At 63.6% G+C, this 15,881-nt stretch carries 16 protein-coding genes; 5 read left to right on the forward strand and 11 right to left on the reverse strand.

Annotated features, from left to right (window positions below; translation table 11 throughout):
- Positions 1–120: 120 nt before the first annotated feature.
- The 4 genes from MTR66_RS01555 to MTR66_RS01570 form a co-directional block, all read right to left on the reverse strand.
- On the reverse strand, positions 121–1,731 hold the full coding sequence (locus MTR66_RS01555; protein ID WP_243917305.1) for an MBL fold metallo-hydrolase RNA specificity domain-containing protein: 1,611 nt from the start codon (positions 1,729–1,731) through the stop codon (positions 121–123).
- A gap of 103 nt (positions 1,732–1,834) precedes the next feature.
- Positions 1,835–2,452, reverse strand: a complete 618-nt coding sequence (locus MTR66_RS01560) for a hypothetical protein (protein ID WP_243917307.1) — start codon at positions 2,450–2,452, stop codon at positions 1,835–1,837.
- A gap of 93 nt (positions 2,453–2,545) precedes the next feature.
- Entirely contained in the window at positions 2,546–3,544 is a 999-nt protein-coding gene (locus MTR66_RS01565; protein WP_243917309.1) for a sterol desaturase family protein, read from the reverse strand.
- Between the two features lie 210 nt (positions 3,545–3,754).
- A complete protein-coding gene (locus tag MTR66_RS01570; RefSeq protein WP_243917310.1) occupies positions 3,755–4,363 on the reverse strand; it encodes a TetR/AcrR family transcriptional regulator in 609 nt (202 codons plus the stop codon).
- 73 nt (positions 4,364–4,436) lie between these two features.
- On the opposite strand from MTR66_RS01570, the gene MTR66_RS01575 reads away from it, so the two are divergent.
- Both MTR66_RS01575 and MTR66_RS01580 read left to right on the forward strand, forming a co-directional pair.
- On the forward strand, positions 4,437–4,970 hold the full coding sequence (locus MTR66_RS01575; protein WP_243917311.1) for a peroxiredoxin-like family protein: 534 nt from the start codon (positions 4,437–4,439) through the stop codon (positions 4,968–4,970).
- A gap of 16 nt (positions 4,971–4,986) precedes the next feature.
- The gene (locus tag MTR66_RS01580; RefSeq protein ID WP_243917312.1) at positions 4,987–5,385 is read left to right on the forward strand and encodes a nuclear transport factor 2 family protein; all 399 of its coding nucleotides are present in this window, start codon (positions 4,987–4,989) and stop codon (positions 5,383–5,385) included.
- A 95-nt stretch (positions 5,386–5,480) separates the two neighbouring features.
- On the opposite strand, the gene MTR66_RS01585 is transcribed toward MTR66_RS01580, so the two are convergent.
- From MTR66_RS01585 to MTR66_RS01600, 4 genes are all read right to left on the reverse strand, one after another.
- On the reverse strand, positions 5,481–7,961 hold the full coding sequence (locus tag MTR66_RS01585; protein ID WP_243917314.1) for a PhoX family protein: 2,481 nt from the start codon (positions 7,959–7,961) through the stop codon (positions 5,481–5,483).
- A 142-nt stretch (positions 7,962–8,103) separates the two neighbouring features.
- On the reverse strand, positions 8,104–8,640 hold the full coding sequence (locus tag MTR66_RS01590) for a Crp/Fnr family transcriptional regulator (protein ID WP_243917316.1): 537 nt from the start codon (positions 8,638–8,640) through the stop codon (positions 8,104–8,106).
- A 394-nt stretch (positions 8,641–9,034) separates the two neighbouring features.
- Positions 9,035–9,436, reverse strand: a complete 402-nt coding sequence (locus tag MTR66_RS01595) for a response regulator (RefSeq protein ID WP_243917318.1) — start codon at positions 9,434–9,436, stop codon at positions 9,035–9,037.
- A 32-nt stretch (positions 9,437–9,468) separates the two neighbouring features.
- Positions 9,469–10,122: a sigma-70 family RNA polymerase sigma factor gene (locus MTR66_RS01600; RefSeq protein WP_243917320.1), complete on the reverse strand. Its 654-nt coding sequence runs from the start codon at positions 10,120–10,122 to the stop codon at positions 9,469–9,471.
- 467 nt (positions 10,123–10,589) lie between these two features.
- Here MTR66_RS01600 and MTR66_RS01605 point away from each other — a divergent pair, with 467 nt between their 5' ends.
- Positions 10,590–11,384: a response regulator gene (locus MTR66_RS01605; protein WP_243917322.1), complete on the forward strand. Its 795-nt coding sequence runs from the start codon at positions 10,590–10,592 to the stop codon at positions 11,382–11,384.
- A gap of 20 nt (positions 11,385–11,404) precedes the next feature.
- On the opposite strand, the gene MTR66_RS01610 is transcribed toward MTR66_RS01605, so the two are convergent.
- Entirely contained in the window at positions 11,405–11,821 is a 417-nt protein-coding gene (locus MTR66_RS01610) for a hypothetical protein (RefSeq protein ID WP_243917324.1), read from the reverse strand.
- Between the two features lie 162 nt (positions 11,822–11,983).
- Positions 11,984–13,663, reverse strand: a complete 1,680-nt coding sequence (locus MTR66_RS01615) for a CHASE domain-containing protein (protein WP_243917326.1) — start codon at positions 13,661–13,663, stop codon at positions 11,984–11,986.
- Positions 13,664–13,903: 240 nt separating this feature from the next.
- On the opposite strand from MTR66_RS01615, the gene MTR66_RS01620 reads away from it, so the two are divergent.
- Together MTR66_RS01620 and MTR66_RS01625 are read left to right on the forward strand one after the other, a co-directional pair.
- The gene (locus MTR66_RS01620) at positions 13,904–14,098 is read left to right on the forward strand and encodes a NepR family anti-sigma factor (protein ID WP_327194465.1); all 195 of its coding nucleotides are present in this window, start codon (positions 13,904–13,906) and stop codon (positions 14,096–14,098) included.
- Positions 14,091–14,627: a sigma-70 family RNA polymerase sigma factor gene (locus MTR66_RS01625; RefSeq protein ID WP_243917329.1), complete on the forward strand. Its 537-nt coding sequence runs from the start codon at positions 14,091–14,093 to the stop codon at positions 14,625–14,627. Before MTR66_RS01620 ends, MTR66_RS01625 begins: the two co-directional genes overlap by 8 nt.
- A 22-nt stretch (positions 14,628–14,649) precedes the next feature.
- On the opposite strand, the gene MTR66_RS01630 is transcribed toward MTR66_RS01625, so the two are convergent.
- Entirely contained in the window at positions 14,650–15,810 is a 1,161-nt protein-coding gene (locus tag MTR66_RS01630; protein WP_243917331.1) for an MFS transporter, read from the reverse strand.
- Positions 15,811–15,881 lie beyond the last annotated feature (71 nt).

The following is a 15,881-nucleotide window of genomic DNA, read 5'->3' on the forward strand; positions in this document are numbered from 1 at the left end:
GCATCTCCCTTGGCCATGCGGCCTTGCACGCTGCGCGGGGACGTTCATGGCGCCCCTCGCTACTCAACACAGGTGTTTAGTAATGGATCGTGCAGCCGAGTTCCAGAGCGCAAAGCCGCCTTATCGCTCGCGGGATGCGTGTTTGCGCCGCCCGTCACGGTGCTTGGCATAGCTGTCCAGCACCTTGCGCATCTGCGCCAAGGCTTCTTCGCGGGCCTGCTCGCCTTCGATCCGTGCAAGGTCGCGCTTGAGGCCAGTGACAAAAGCCGCATAGGCATTCTGCCAGTCATGGCCGAGGTTTTCGGCAATGTCCTCGCGCCCGGTCTTCATGCGCCGTGCCGGAGCACCAGCGGGCAGTTCCCAGGTCTCTCCGATCGCAGGTACCACCATGGTAGCATCGGGAGCGCGCGTCTGCGCGAGCTGGCGCATCGTTTCCAACGCGCCATTTTCCCCATGGACGAGGAACAGGCTGCCATGGATCGGCGCGCGCGCGGCCACCCAATCGAGCAGTTCGCCCTGATCGGCATGGGCCGAATAAGAATCGATCCGCCGGACTGCCGCGCGCACATGCACGTCCTGCCCGGAAATACGCACCCGCTGCGCGCCTTCCAGGATCACCCGGCCCAGCGTGCCCGCCGCCTGATAGCCGACGAACAGCACGGTTGATTCCCGCCGGTATAGGTTGTGGATCAGGTGATGGCGGATGCGCCCGCCCTCGCACATGCCCGAGGCCGCGAGAATGATCGCCCCGCTCACCGAATTGAGCCGGATCGATTCCTGCACGCTTTCCACGAAGTGGAGCTGCGGATGCTCGAACACGCAGGAGCCATGCAGATCCTCCAGTTCGGCGGCATGGCGCTTGAACACGTCCGTGGCATGGCTGGCGAGCGGGGAATCGATGAACACCGGCACGGGCGGGATTGCCTTGGCGCGCAGCAGTTCGACGATATCGAGCAGCAGTTCCTGCGTGCGCTCCAGCGCGAAGCTGGGAATGACGAGATTGCCCCCGCGCTCCAGCGCGCCGCGGATTTCCGCCTCCAGCACCTTGCGCCGGGCCTCGATCGTCACCGTCTCGCGGCGGCGGTCTCCATAAGTGCTTTCGCACAGGACGTGATCGAAGCCCGAAGGCCCTTCGGGATCGGGATGGAACGCCTTGTTGTCCGGCCCGAGATCGCCCGAGCACATCACCCGCGCCCCGCCTGCCTCGATCTCGGCCGATGCCGAGCCGAGAATATGGCCTGCATTCCACAGCCGCGCGCGGAAGCCCGGTGCCGGTTCGAACCATTCCTCCCGCTCCACCGGGCGGCACATGCCCCAGGCAGCCATGGCATCGGCTTCGGTATAGAGCGGCTGGAACGGCTCTTCCCCCGCCCGGTCGCGGCGGCGGTTGCGCCGGGCCGTGTCCGCCTCATGAATGCGCCCGGAATCGGCCAGCATGTATTCAAGCAGGTCCGCCGTCGCCTGCGTGCACCAGATCGGCCGGCTGAACCCTTCGGCAGCGAGGCGCGGCAGGAGGCCCGAATGGTCGATATGCGCATGGGTGAGCACCACCGCATCGACATGGCGGGGATTGAACGCGAAGGGGCTGGCATTGAGCCCTTCCAGCGTGCGCGATCCCTGGAACATTCCGCAATCGACAAGCACGCGCGACTTGCCAGACACGAATTCGTGGCACGATCCGGTCACCGTCCGCGCGGCGCCGTTGAACGTCAAAGTGAGGGGCTGGGTCATGGCGCGACCATGGAACCGCCAGGACGGTACAACAAGGGGTTAGATCAAATTGCGGAACATGGCCTGAGGCCGCTGCCACACGCCCCCTGCCCCGTCCGGATGGCTATGCCCCCAGCAATTTCTTCCTGAACAGCCCTTTGATCAGCCGGTCTTCGAGGACACGCCCCACAACGTAGAGCGTCGCGAAAATCCCGGCAAAAACGTAAGCGGCGGTGGGCGAAGGTTTCCTGTCCTTCTTTTTGGCCCCGTCCTTGCCATCCTTATCCGGCTTTTCTGGCTCGGGCGCCCCAAGTGCCTTGTCTATCGGGTTCAGCGGCCTGGGGGCCTCTTCTTTGGCAGAGGCTTTCCCGGACTCGCTCCGGCTTTCGGCGGGCTCCGTCTGGAACTTGCCCACGGCTATGGTCAGCTGGGCAAAGCCCAGGAACAGCAGCGGCGCCAGGAAGCAGGCCAGCAGCGCCCGGCTGGTCAAGTCGTACCGCAGCACCGGACGGGCCGCCTCGTGTTCGATTTGCAGGACGCCGCCATCGAAGATGGACATTTTGTCCTGCGCCGCCTGATCCTTCTTGCTGAACCTCAGCAGGCCGTTTGCCCGTTCATGACTGGTGCCGCCCTGATGGAACAAAGGTTCGAGCCTGTCGAAGGCCTCGTCCTTCGATTGCTCCGGAGCCAGCGCCAAGCTGCCCCTCACGTGCCAGATCCAGTCGATTAGACGCAAGTTCACAAGACCCCCTTTGAAAGAACCTGGACAGCAGGCCGCGTTCCGGGGTGCCTGTGGCCGCCCCGGTCCGGGCTCTAGATATTGAATACCGCGAGGTTACGCAGGCGGTGCCGCACGCGGCACGGGCACTGCCACCGGCCGGGCGAACCGTTTCCGGATCGACTTCCACGCCTCTGTGAAGGGATAAGTCATCTGCTCGCGGATCGACATGCGGCGGCCGCCTTCCATGCCCAGCAGCTCGGCCTCGCCATCGACGCAGGTGCCGAAAATGCGGTCTATGAAAATATAGGTCCCGGCATAATTGCTCCGGGTCGCTTCATAGTCCTGCGAGTGATGAAGGCTGTGATGCTCGGTCGTGTTGAACACGAAGCGCCACCAGCGCGGCGTGTTGAAGCGGACATTGATGTGCTGATACGTGCTGACAGACAGCCCGATTGCCCCTGCAAGCAGAGCCGCGCGTGGCAGGAAGTCGAAGAATCCGCCGATCCCCAGCCCGATCAGGAAAAGCTCCACCGGATTGCCCACCGCGCCTTTGTTGATGTTCAGCTGGGTGATGTAGTGATGCACCGAATGGGTCAGCCACAGCGGATACCAGTTGTGCATCCCGCGATGCATCCAGTACTGCCCGAAATCGAAGATGAAAGAGATCACGAACGCCTGAACCAGCAGCGGCAGGCCCGTGAACCAAGAGAACTTGTCCCAGTCGAAATAGCCCTGGATCGCCTTGATCATGACATCGTCACCGATGAAGCCATCGACGAGGCGCAGCACGGTGAACCCGAGCCCGACATAGAACAGGTCCGTCGCCAGTTCTTTCCAGGTCAGCCGCCAGCTCTCATAGCGCGGGTTCACCCATTCGAGCGCGAGCAGCAGCACCTTGAAGCCGACAGCGATGCCGATTGCCGTCGAGGCCTTGGCGATGGAATTGGGCGCGTAGTACCAGAACGCGATCAGGGCGAAGAGCACCGTAGGCTGAAACCAGGTGAACACGAATTGCTTCACAGGACCGCCTTGCACGCGGGGAATGTTTTCCCACCCCACGGTGACCGGCGCATCAGCCCCAATCAACCTGTTACCTACGCGAACTCCGTCCATACGCCTGCCCTCGTAATATTGAGCCACCCAGTTCAGTAATACTAATTGCAAGCATGGTAATACGCATTGCGCGCGCCGTCTACATCATATCGCAAATCTTGCGCTTTGCCTTGCCCAAGGGAAACGGAAGGCACGTCAGACCTCCCGCAACCGTGACTGCGATCTGATGGAACGCGCGGCAAGAGAGAGCCCCTTTTCGCCCCGAAGCGGTCAGTGTGAGAGTACCATCCGTACCCGCGCGCCGATGTCTTTCTGCATACGGTCCTTGTTCCAGCCGGCACGCCCGCGGAACATGTAGCCCTGCCTGATATCGAACAGGAGCGCAGCCCGCTCACGCGAAGGAAAGTCCGGCGGCAAAGTGCCCTTCTCTATCTCGCATTCGAAACGGGCCACCAGCCTCTGTTCGGTGTCGTCGATCGCCGCTTCGACGCGCTCGGCGACACCATCCACTTGGCCGACCGTCGTCACGACGCACGAGGCGAGGAAGCAGCCCTTGGCCCCGCTCGCATGCTCTGTGGCGGAACGGATGACCTCGGCCAGGAAATCATGAATGGCTTTTTCGATGTCATCTTCGCCCTCAAACGCCACAATCGGGGCGCAGGCGTCCGCATTGCAGTAGTGATCGATGGTCTTCAGGTAGAGTTCGCGCTTGTCGCCAAAGGCCGCGTAAAGGCTGGGCCCAGTGATACCCATCGCCTGCGTCAGATCGCGCAGGGATGCGCCATCGTATCCCTTGGTCCAGAACACGGACATCGCCTGCACCAGCGCCTCGCCGTAATCGAAATTTCGCGGGCGGCCAATTTTTTTTGTATCGTTCAATATATATCCCTTGACGCACTATGCGCCCTTATGCCTTATATATCGAACGATACATAAGCCAGAAAGCCTCCCAATGACCAGCGTAAAACTTGCCGCCGGATCGGCGTTTCCGGCGATCACTCTTCCTGTGCTTGCAGGCGGCACGCGCAGCTTATCCGCCCCTCGCGACGGGTTCGACTGGATGCTCACGGTTGTCTATCGCGGCAAACATTGCCCGCTTTGCACCACTTATCTGAAAGAGCTGAATGCGGCGATGCCGGACCTGAAGGCCCTCGGTGTGGACGTGCTTGCGGTTTCCGCGGACAGCCAGCCCCGGGCCGCCGCCCACATGGCGCAAATCTCTCAGGAATTCGATATCGCCTATGGGCTGACCATTCCCCAGATGCAGGAACTGGGGCTCTACATCTCCGGCCCCCGCAACGGGATGGATGTAGAGGCTCCTTTCGCCGAGCCGGGCCTGTTCGTCATCAACGGCAATGGCACGCTGCAGATCGCCGATATCTCGAACGTCCCGTTTTCCCGTCCCAGCCTGGAATGGATCGCCAAAGGCATCGGCTTCCTGCGCGGGCCGCTGAAAGACTCCCCCATCAACGGCACATACGCCTGAACGCAAAGGAAAGATCATGACGGAAAAAACCGAAGCCGCGCTGCGCACCCGGATCGAGGAACTGATGCACGCCGGGGTCCGGGCCGACCGGGAAAAGCTGGACGCCCTCTATCACGACGATCTGCAGATCCTGTTTCTCGGTGCCGATGGCGAACTGATGACGGTAGACAAGCAGGGCTGCCTCGCCATGCTGGAACAGACCTTCAAGGACAAGAACCCGGACGATCACATGTGGGCGAAATTCCATGCCGCCACCGTTTCCGGTGATCGCGGGCATGTCCTGATCTCACGCAAAATCCCGATCGGCGGCCCCGAAACGCTGATCGATCTGAGCATAGATCTGGTGTTCGAGGATGGCCGCTGGCAGGTCGTCCGCGAAGTGAACTTCGTCCGCCCGGACGCCAAGGCCGCTTGATCTCCACGACGAACGGATCGCCGGAACGAAAAAAGGGGAGGAGACGCCGTAGCGTCCCCTCCCCTTTTCGCATTCTTCCCGAGGGAAGATCGGACTTAAAGGCCGATGATGCCGCCGTCGTCCTTGGTGATCGCAATGATCGCCGAGCGCGGACGCACGGTGGCGGCGGCCGAACCGCCCTGGCTGTCAGGCCAGTGGCTGGTCGGCGCAGCGGCATTGCCGCGTTCGCCCGGGTGCTGGATGCCCACGAACAGCGTGCGGCCGTCCGGCGTCATATCGATGCCGGTGATTTCACACTGAACCGGGCCGACCAGAAAGCGGCGCAGGCTGGCAGCCGTCGCGGCGGCACCGGCGAACGTCGCCTGTTGTGCGGTGGCGCCGTTCGAGTCCCTGTTGGTCAGCGTCTTCGCGCCGCCGTCACCGACATGGCCCGGCAGAGCGGCAAGCAGCATGCAGTTGGTGCGGTCGGTCAGGGCACCGTCGTCGGTCTCGATCCACAGCACCGGGTTGATCTCGCCCGCCGGGTTGGTGTCGCGCGAGAAGTAGAGGCCATCCGGGCTCGAAAAGTCGTTGCTGGTGGTAAGGCCCGAGACGTTGACATTGGCATCCGCCGGGTAGTCCGTGGCATCCGCGCCGAACAGGTAGATATCCCAGGCGAAAGTGGTGGCAGCGGTGCTGTCGCCATCCTCGCGCAGGCGGATGATATGGCCGTTGGGGTTGCCATAGCTGGTCGAGCCCGAGAGCTTCGGATCGCCATAGTGACGCGGATTAGCCGCATCGGTACCGTTCAGCGGGCGCTTCGAGGCGTTGCTGTTGGTCAGCGTAAGGTAGATTTCGCCCGTCACCGGATTGCCCGCCGTCCATTCCGGACGGTCCATCGGCGTGGCGCCCAGCGCGTCGGCGGCAAGACGGGTGTTGATGAGGATGTCCGCCTGATCGGCGAAGACATATTCGGGATAGGTGCCGGTAGCGGGCAGGTTCGGAACCTGGCCGAAGGTCAGCGGCAGCCACTCGCCGGTGCCGTCCTCATTGAACCTGGCGACGTAGAGCGTGCCGTTGTCGAGGTATTTGTCGCCCACGGCCAGGCGATCGCTGGCATCGGCATCGGCGGCATCGAACGCGGCGTTCGAAACGTACTTGTAGAGATACTCGCCGCGGCTGTCGTCGCCCATGTAGACGCCGACCGGCTGGCCTTCCGCGATGCGCGTGAAAGCACCCTCATGGCCGCAGCGGCCGAGCGCGGTGCGCTTGCGCGGGGCCGAAGCGGGATTGTAAGGATCGATCTCAACCACCCAGCCATACTGGTTAGGCTCGTAACGGTAGTCGTCTGCCGCGCTCGCGCCGGAGATCGTCGCGTTCCACTTCTGATACATCGCATCGGTCGAGGCGACCGTGGACCAGGCGTAGTTGCCGGTGCGGCTGGTGACGCCATAGCGGGCCAGCGCCCGCAGCTCGCTGCCCGTGCGCAGCGCATCGTCAGCGGCGTCACGTCGGAAGTAACCGGCCCAGTTTTCCTCGCAAGTGAGGTTCGTGGCCCAGCCGGAAATGCCGTTGGCGCAGTTGTTGATGGTGCCGCGCCCGGCATCGCCGGTGCTCGAATAGGCCGTAACGAGCATGGCCGAACCGGCAGCGGGGCCACGGATCGTCATCGGCGTCATCGGCGTGATACGGCGGTTGAAGCTGCTGTCCGCCACATAGGACCAGGTGCGGTCGCCGCCGTCCAGATATTCAGAGACCGAAACGCCGTGCGCCTCGATTTCCTTCTTTGCCTCATCGGCCGGGCGCGGGCCGGTGGAAACATTGGTCGGGCCATTGGGGTGCAGGTACTGGGTGCTCAGGTTCTCGTGGTTCTGCACCATGAGGCCGCGCGCCGAGCTGCTGTCGTCCCGCGAACCGGCAGCCGACAGGCCAAAGAAGTGCAGCGCGTCGCCATGGTCGCCGATACGCTGGGCAAAGTTGCCATCGGTGCCGTCGTTGGCATAGGCCGAAACGCCCGCCGCGAGCGGATCGCCCAGACGCGTCATGACCGTGACCGAATAGCCCGCCGGAACCACCGCGATGTCTTCCAGGCTATGCGCAACGGCCGTGAAGCCGAGGGCCGCAGGCGAAACGCGAATGGTCGTGGTGGCGCTGGCGCCTTCTCCGTCCGCATTGCTGGCGGCAAAGCCGAACGTCAGGTCCGTGGCGGTCTCTACGGCGGGCGCGATGAACGTGGCGGTAAGGCCGTCAACAGTCAGCTCGACATCCGGGCCGCTGTTCTGCGCCCAGGCGGAGGAACTCACCGTGGTGTTGTCACCCGCCGTGACCGAGCCCGTCAGCACGACGACGCGGCCAGCGCTGGTCGCGGCATTGTCTCCGGCCGAAACCACCAGCGTGGAATTGGAAATATCCTTATCGTCGCAGGCGGCAATAACGCCCGTGCCCAGCACGGCCATGGTGGTGGCACCGGCCCCGCGAAGCAGTGCCTGGCGGCGGGAATACCGCGCCTCAGCCAGGGCTTCGAGCGAGATCTGCGTAGTCGGATTGGTGTCGACGTCACCGTCGGTATAGCCGTTGGGAGGAAGAATGCCGGTCATGGTCTGGGGCCCGCGTTAGTGGTTAGCGGAGCGGTGCTAACGGCCGTTCATGGCAGTATCGCGCAAATCCGATGGCGGTTTCACGTCTTTGCAGTGACACTTTCAAGGCAACCGGCCCAAACGCGGGCTGCGGACACGGGCTTCAAGCCGCGGTATAGACTCCGCCCAGCGCTTGGCCGAAATGCGCAGAAACCTTGCGGTTACATGCGCAGGCCCGGCTTTGCAGGCCGCGCCGGTCAAGCACTTCGATACCGCCCCGGCGTGTGCGCAGCAGCCCCTCGCGCTTAAATCCCTGCAGCACCCGGCTGGCATAACTGCGGCCAATGCCCATCATCGCGGCGAGCTGTTCCTGCGTCATAGTCACACTGTTGCCACCCGTTCGCTGGACAGCCGCCTCCAGCCACTTGGCCGCACGCTGTTCGATGGAATGGGCGGCGTTGCACGCGATCGACTGGAACATTTGTGCCATCATGCAATCGGCATAGCGGGCGAACAGGCCCGCTATGGCCGGGGAGACGCGCTTGGCCGCTTCAAGATCGCGCAGCGCTATCCGCTGGAACATCCCGCCCTGCAGCACACCGGCCCGGGCATAGGCAGACATCACCCCTTGGCTGGCCACGCCGCCCAGCGCCCCTTCGCGCCCGATCAGCATGGCTTCGATCTCCGTGCCGTCATCCAATTCGACGAAATAGCAGCACAACGCCGGTCCTGCCGGCAGATAACAGTACTCGACAGTGTCGCCACGCCGGTAGATCTCTGTCCCTGAATCAAGCTGGCAATCGGTGCAATATCGCGCCAGCAGAGCCTGCTCCTGAGGCCGAAGCGCGGCAAGCAACCCGCTTTCAGGCCTATCGGAGGCTGATGTGTCAACCGCGGTGAGACGGGTATGGGACCGGCCTGATTGCGGCGAGGCATATTGCGGCAAGGCATACGGCATAGGCGATTTTCCCGGCAGAGGCGTTTGCGAAGCTAGGCCAGTAACCCCGCGGGAACAGGCCCGGTTCCCTCGCCTCAACCCGATCTTCGCACGCCTGGCGGGATCATTCGCCGCATCACCCCGGGGCTGCGGCGCGTCAATGCAGTGGTTCCAGATCGGCCGGACGGCTCGCATCCGGGCACCCGGACAGGACATAGGCGATCGCCGCGAGGATGGACTGACGGGTAAATGGCTTCTGGACGACCCCCACCGCCGTATCAGCCGGTGTGCCAATCTGCCCGGGGTTGGCCGTCACGTAGATCACCCGGGCGCCGAACTGCCCTGCAAGCTGGCGCGCCGCCACCGGTCCGGTGAGGCCATCGCGCAAATTGAGATCGACAAGCGCCACATCCGGCGCTTCGTCCAAGCTGTCCAGCGATGCGAGGTCGGGCGCGGTGCCCACCACCGCATGCCCTCCTCCGGCGAGAATATCTTCCAGTTGCAAGGCCAGCAGGAATTCATCCTCAACGATGAGGACTTTCCCTCTGCCTTCCATCATCGCTGCCCCCAAGGCACCAATTCCCTGTCCTGTCAGGCGGCGTATCTGGCGCCGCCCTCATAGTTTGCAATCTTGCTCAACTCGCCGAAGAAGGCCTCGATCGCCTCTCCCTTGAGAACGAAATTGTGCCGGAAATCGGGAAGCTGGCCCGAATCGATAACATTGGCCAGCATCGCGCGTGCGCGGCAAATGCGGCTCTTCACCGTCCCCAGCGCAACCCCGCAGATCTCGGCGATCTCCTCATACGAAAGATTGCCCGCCGCAACGAGCACGAGCGCCTCGCGATAGCTTTCCGGAATCGCAGTGAGCGCGCGGATCACGTCGGCCAGTTCTATGGCGCTTTCCTGGCCCGCATCGGCGCACAGGATGCGCTCGGCCGCCAGTTCATCATATTCGCCATGGAACCGCGCCCGGCGCGCTTCACTGTAGAAGTGGTTGCGCAGGATCGTGAAAGTCCAGGCCTTGAAATTGGTGCCCGCCATATAGCGGTCCCGCGCGGCCCAGGCGCGCAACATGGCTTCCTGGGCAAGATCGTCGGCCCGGTCGCGGTCGCCGCAAAGGCCCCGGGCGAAAGCGCGCAGATGCGGCGCAACGTCGGCAAGGGCCTGCTTGAATTTCCGGTCGCTCAGCGCCTTGCCGGCAGGCGCAGGCTTGGTCTGCGCTTCAGCCTCGGATGCTGCGGTCATGCGTTACCCTCCATTCTAACCAGTCCTGCCTTAACGCCCTTCGCGCCGGAAAAGTTCCCCGCCGGTGGCGATGCGGCGATGGCAAGACCATGAAAACCGCAGGAATTCCGGCAAAAAACGCTGGCAGAAATATTGTGCTTGCGTGGACAGAGCACCCGCCTGCCCCAGAGATTTCATGCCCCTGCGGGAACAACCGGGCTCCTGAAACCTTGAAGCCTCCGGCCGCCTGTTGGCGGCCGGAGGCTTCCGGGAACGGTTCACCACTGGTTGCGGGGGTGGGGTGGGGTGGGGGAGCCAGTGGTGATACTGGGCAAACGTGGAGAAACGGAACTGGTTCCCGGAAAAGATGAAACGTTCAAAAAATTTTCAGGCTGCCCTGCCTTTTCCACCGAGTCAGACTCTATACAGGGGCTGCGAAACCGCTCAGATTGCCTGCACTGCCAGCCCCAAAGGCCAGAGGAATATCCATGTCCGTCTCAGACCAGATCGCCCGTCAACTGCCCTATCTGCGCCGCTATGCCCGCGCGCTGACCGGCTCCCAGCATTCGGGCGACGCTTACGTTCGGGCCACCCTGGAAGCCGCGCTGGCCGACCGGGTCCTGCGCGACGAAATCGCGCACAGCCGTGCTGCACTCTACGCCGCCTTCACCCGCATCTGGACAAGCGGCCATATTGAACCGCCACTGCCGGAGAACGGCAGCCGGACGCACGAAGAGGCCGCGCAGACCCGCCTCTCCACGATCGCGCCGGCCCATCGCCAGGCCCTGCTGCTGTCCACCGTGGAGGAATTTACGCGTGAGGAAACCGCGCAGATCCTCGGCGTCTCCCCCGAAGACGCCGATGCGCTGGTGGCCCATGCGATTGCCGAAATTGAGAACGAGAGCAAGACCAAGGTCCTCATCATCGAAGACGAACCGCTGATCTCGATGCAGCTCGAAGGGCTCGTCGGCGATCTTGGCCACAGCGTCGTCGGCACGGCCGCCACCCGCACGCAGGCGCTGGACATCTTCGAGCGCTCGCCCGCGGGCCTCGTCCTCGCCGATATCCAGCTTGCAGACGGCAGTTCCGGTATCGATGCGGTGGAAGATCTGCTGAAGTTCGGCGATGTGCCGGTGATCTTCATCACCGCCTATCCCGAACGCCTGCTGACCGGCGAACGGCCGGAGCCCACCTATCTTGTCACCAAGCCGTTCCAGGAAGTGACAGTGCGGGCCGCAATCAGCCAGGCGCTATTCTTCGGATCAAGCAAGCCGATGAACTGAGGAGTCCGGCTCCTGCCGGGTCAGTTGGGCAGCGTTCCCGCCAGTTCGTAATAGTGATCGACGATCGAGAGGGCGAGAGCGCTCACCAGCGCCAGTGCGAAAGTGCCGCCCGACGATGTCGATTCGCGGTGCTGACCGCGCTGCCGCACCGTAGCCATGTGATGCCCCGCACCGGATGCGGAGGTCATGACCCGTGCCTCGTAAGGCAACAGCCGCAGCGCCGCCGTTTCACAGGCACCCGCCATCACAGCGCGCAGGATTTCGGCTTCGCCGGTGGCCGTGAGGCTGGCACCGCCGAGGCCTTCCGGCCGCATGCGCATCAGCTTACCCATCGCACGGACGTAACCGGCTTCCGCATCTGGAGATGCTACGGTCGACGAGAGGGCAATGTTGTCGACCTCGTTCAGCCACTCGGCAATGCGTGGGGGGGACGCCATTGGCTATTCGCTCCTAGATCACGTAACGTTCAACGGCCCCCACCGCTCTTTTCGCATTGCATCATTTGCGTACATGCAAGAGGAATATAAGTATTTACGCTTAACCGCAGGCCAATCGCCTGAGCGAACGCGAAGCCCTCCCGCAGCTGCCCCCGGCGGCGCTCACGATAACAGGTCTTTTGCGTCTTTTTCCGCGCGCAGAGCAAACTCACGCGCGGCCCGCACCGGTACCTTGAGGCAGCATTCCACGCCCCCCGGATTGAACTGGAGATCGACATCGGACTTGAGCTCGTGCGCGACGATCTTCTCGATCAGATCGCGCCCGAAGCCCCGCTTGTCCGGCTCGACGACAGGCGGCCCGCCCTCTTCCCGCCAGTGGATTTCGGCCAGTTCCGCCGACAGCAGAACCCAGTGGATATGAATGCGCCCCTCGATCGTGCTGAGCGCGCCGTACTTGGCGGCATTCGTCGCCAGCTCGTGAATCGCCAGCCCCAGCGACATCGCATCGTTGGGTGCCAGCTTGATATCGGGGCCGGACATTTCAACGTGGCTCTCATGCCCGCCCATGTAGGGTGCCAGCTCCGAGCGCACGATGTCGCCGATCGCGGCATGCCGCCAGTCGGACTGGGACAGCAGATCGTGCGTCGCCGAAAGCGCCCGGATCCGCGCTGTCAGGCTCTCGGTGAAATCGTCTATATTCTTCGCCCGGCGCCGGGTCAGAGCAGCAATCGACAGCACGTTGGCCAGCGTGTTCTTGACGCGGTGGTTCAGCTCGCGCGTCAGTGAATTGCGGATCGAGGCCTGGTTGGTCAGCCATTCCAGCACCCGGCGGTCCTCCGCCGCGCGCTTGGTGATAAGCCGCCCGATCGCCATGACCATCAGCGACGCCAGAGCGCCGAAGAACAGCGTGATCCGCGAAAGCGCGGACAGGACGCTGCCTTTCTTGTCGCTGACCTGCACGACCCAGGAATGATTGCCCACGTCGATGCGCCGTTCCATGGTCGAGCCGGTCACGCCCTCCGCCTGCTGCTCAGCCAGCAATGTGTCCCGCCCAACATGACCGTCGTAAATCGACACCTCGATGCGGTTGTTGCGATAGAGTTCGCCTGCGGAGTTGAGGAAATTGTCCGCCCGGAAAGGGCTGTAGACGAAGCCCTTCACATGCTGGCGCCCGCCCTCATTGGTTTCCACCGGCATGTAGATAAGAAAACCCGCGGCATCGGGATCGCTCTTGTCCTGAACCAGATGGACTTTCCCCGAAGCAACCGGGCGCCCCAGCTTCATCGCCTTTTGCATGGCCGCGCGGCGCACCGGTTCGGAGAACATGTCATAGCCGATCGCGCGGCGGTTCTTGGCCGTTGAGGGCTGCAGGAACACGATCGGCGTCGTGTATTCCGCATCGTGGCGCGGATAGGGGTATGTCAGAAAATCGGGCCGGCCCGCATCGTGGATGGCATCCTCGAAATCGGCAAGCCCCTCGGCCGGAACCAGCGGGGCCCAGCCCATGCCCAGCGAACCGTAGAGCTTGCCGTCACCCTGCAGGTCGTCGGCAAACTCACTGAACTGGTGGCCCGTCACTTCCTGTTGCGTTGCGAACAGAGCCGCTCCTGCGCGCAGCAGGGCAATATTCTCGGTCACGCGCCGCTGCAGGGCCGATGCGATCTCGGTCAGGTTGCGATCGAGCTCGACCTCACGCGTCTTGCGGTCCGCCCGCTCTATCGCCATGACCGATACGGCCGTGGTGATGCTGGCGATGACGAACAGCAGAAACGGCCAGCCGCGTGGATATTTGTGGAACCACGACTGCTTCTGCACCCGGTCCAGAAGCGCCTGATCAATCACCCCACACTTTCCAGTCTCCTGACGCGGCCGGTTTACGATCCCACATGTCCGCGCCCCCTATGGCAACACTTTGCATCCGGGGGAACCTTGCACGCTGCCAATTGTTCCACGATCGGACAGTGGCGGCATTGTCATACCGCCAAAAGGGCATGGACGCCCTCCTCGCTGCGGAGGGCACCCGCAACGGACTTGACCGGCCCCCTATCTCTCAGCAGGGTAGCCGGCGAAAGGGAGCTTGTGTTGAATCGACCCAATGGATCTGGGCCAGCCGGGAAAGTGCAGGGCCTGCCGCCCGGCATCGAGACGCCGCCCAAGGACGGCGAGCCGGGCTGGGCGTCGGGGTTGAGAAAGCTCTACAACTCCGTCGTAGAAGAGCCGCTGCCGGACAGCTTTCAGGATCTCCTGAAAAAGCTGGATGACAGCGACGATGCCTGAACGGATCAAGCCCAGCCAGACCGACGAGAGCTTTCGCCAGGAATTGCTCTCCGTCCTGCCCCACTTGCGCGCCTTTGCCCGCGGGCTGTGCGGACGGGCCGACTTCGCCGACGATCTGGTGCAGGAAACCGCAGTGAAAGCCTGGACCGCGCGGGAGCGCTATCAGGCCGGCACCAACATGCGCGCGTGGACCTTTGCGATCCTGCGCAACCACTACTTGTCCGAACTGCGCCGGAACAAGCGCCAGACCGACCTGGACGAAGGCGCGGCGGAGCGCATGCTGGTGATGGACGCCGATCAGGAAGCGCCGCTCCACCTCGGCGATATGGAGCAGGCACTGCACCAGCTCGCCGCCGAACGCCGCGAGGCGGTGCTGCTGATCGGGGCCTCCGGTTTCAGCTATGAGGAAGCGGCCGAAATCGCCGGATGCCCGGTCGGCACCATGAAAAGCCGAGTCGCCCGTGCCCGGGCGGACCTGGCGCGGATCCTCGACGGGGAACCGCAAGCCCTGAGCGCACGGACCGGCTGAGCGCTCCCCCAAGGCGGGCGCGTCAGGCCTCTGCCTTCAGCTTCGGCAGCAGTATCAGGCACATGGCCGAAATCGCATGGAACGCGAGCGCCGCACCCGCGACCGGGACAGTCCCATGCTCGATCCACGGCGAAACCAGCGCCGTGCCTGCCGCCGCCGCGCCCAGCACGAACAGGATCACCAGCGCGCTCCCCCGGGCGTCGTCCCCGTGCGAGGCAAGGATAGCGCGGAAGAAGCCCGGCGGCCCGCGCAATCCCAGCCCGGTATTGACCGGCACGAATAACACCGTGATCACCAGTGCCGAGCTGCCCCCCGCCAGCGCATAGAGGAACTGCGCCAGCGCGCCCGCCGCCGCGATCCCTGTTCCCGCGGCAATCACCTGCTCCGCACCATAGCGCCGTACTGCCCGTGTAGCGGAATTGGCCGCGATCATGAATGTGGCGATGCCGCAGACCTGCATCACGATGAAGTCGGTCAGCGTGCCGCCGTGAACGCGCACGAAGACGGTGGGCATGCCGAAAACGAAGACCAGCAACCCGCCCAGCACCAGCGCCTGGCTCAGCGCATAGCGCAGGAACACAGGATCACGCAGCAGGGCCATGAAACTGCCCTTCCCCCGGCGGCGCACTTGCGGCACGCCGCCCAAAGCCAGCAGCAGCACCCCGAGCACCGCTGCCGTTGCCGCCATGACATCGAAATTGAGCTGCCAGCCACCGATCGCCAGCAACGCCGCACCGGCAACGGGCGCAAGCGCGGGCGCAAGCGATTCGATGCTGCCCAGCACGCCAATCGCACGCACCGCGTTTTCCTCATCGAACATGGCATTGACGATACCGGGGGCAAAGACGGCAGGAGCGGCGGCCACCATGCCTTGTACCGCGCGCAAGGCGATCAGCGCTTCCATCGATGGCGCCAGCGAGCAGGCCAGCGAAAGCAGCGCCGTGGCAAATAGTGAACCAATGAACAGGTGCGGCGTCGCCACCCGGTCGCCCAGCACGCCGTATCCGAACAGGCCAAGGCACGAACCGCCGACATAAGCCGCCAGCACGAGCTGTGCCTGTGCCGGATCGCCGCCCAGCGCCTCAGGCATGCGGGGCACGGCGGGCAGAACAAGGTCCGTGCCCATCAGCCCGACGATCGTACTGCCCACAACCAGCGCCAGCGTAACCCATCCGCGATTCACGAAATTGCCCCCTGCCTTGCATTCCCTCGTTACCGGGCGGAGGGGATGGCAGCTTGTTCGCAGGTGCACAA

Source organism: Novosphingobium beihaiense (genome assembly GCF_022832375.1).
In the GTDB taxonomy this organism is placed as follows: domain Bacteria; phylum Pseudomonadota; class Alphaproteobacteria; order Sphingomonadales; family Sphingomonadaceae; genus Novosphingobium; species Novosphingobium beihaiensis.

What these genes read in the sequence shown, in the direction of transcription:
- MTR66_RS01585 (WP_243917314.1), bottom strand. Translation starts at nt 7,961, where the DNA reads ATGACCGGCATTCTTCCTCCCAACGGCTATACCGACGGTGACGTCGAC.
- MTR66_RS01625 (WP_243917329.1), top strand. Translation starts at nt 14,091, where the DNA reads ATGCCTGAACGGATCAAGCCCAGCCAGACCGACGAGAGCTTTCGCCAG.
- MTR66_RS01575 (WP_243917311.1), top strand. Translation starts at nt 4,437, where the DNA reads ATGACCAGCGTAAAACTTGCCGCCGGATCGGCGTTTCCGGCGATCACT.
- MTR66_RS01600 (WP_243917320.1), bottom strand. Translation starts at nt 10,122, where the DNA reads ATGACCGCAGCATCCGAGGCTGAAGCGCAGACCAAGCCTGCGCCTGCC.
- MTR66_RS01605 (WP_243917322.1), top strand. Translation starts at nt 10,590, where the DNA reads ATGTCCGTCTCAGACCAGATCGCCCGTCAACTGCCCTATCTGCGCCGC.
- MTR66_RS01565 (WP_243917309.1), bottom strand. Translation starts at nt 3,544, where the DNA reads ATGGACGGAGTTCGCGTAGGTAACAGGTTGATTGGGGCTGATGCGCCG.
- MTR66_RS01580 (WP_243917312.1), top strand. Translation starts at nt 4,987, where the DNA reads ATGACGGAAAAAACCGAAGCCGCGCTGCGCACCCGGATCGAGGAACTG.
- MTR66_RS01555 (WP_243917305.1), bottom strand. Translation starts at nt 1,731, where the DNA reads ATGACCCAGCCCCTCACTTTGACGTTCAACGGCGCCGCGCGGACGGTG.
- MTR66_RS01595 (WP_243917318.1), bottom strand. Translation starts at nt 9,436, where the DNA reads ATGATGGAAGGCAGAGGGAAAGTCCTCATCGTTGAGGATGAATTCCTG.
- MTR66_RS01610 (WP_243917324.1), bottom strand. Translation starts at nt 11,821, where the DNA reads ATGGCGTCCCCCCCACGCATTGCCGAGTGGCTGAACGAGGTCGACAAC.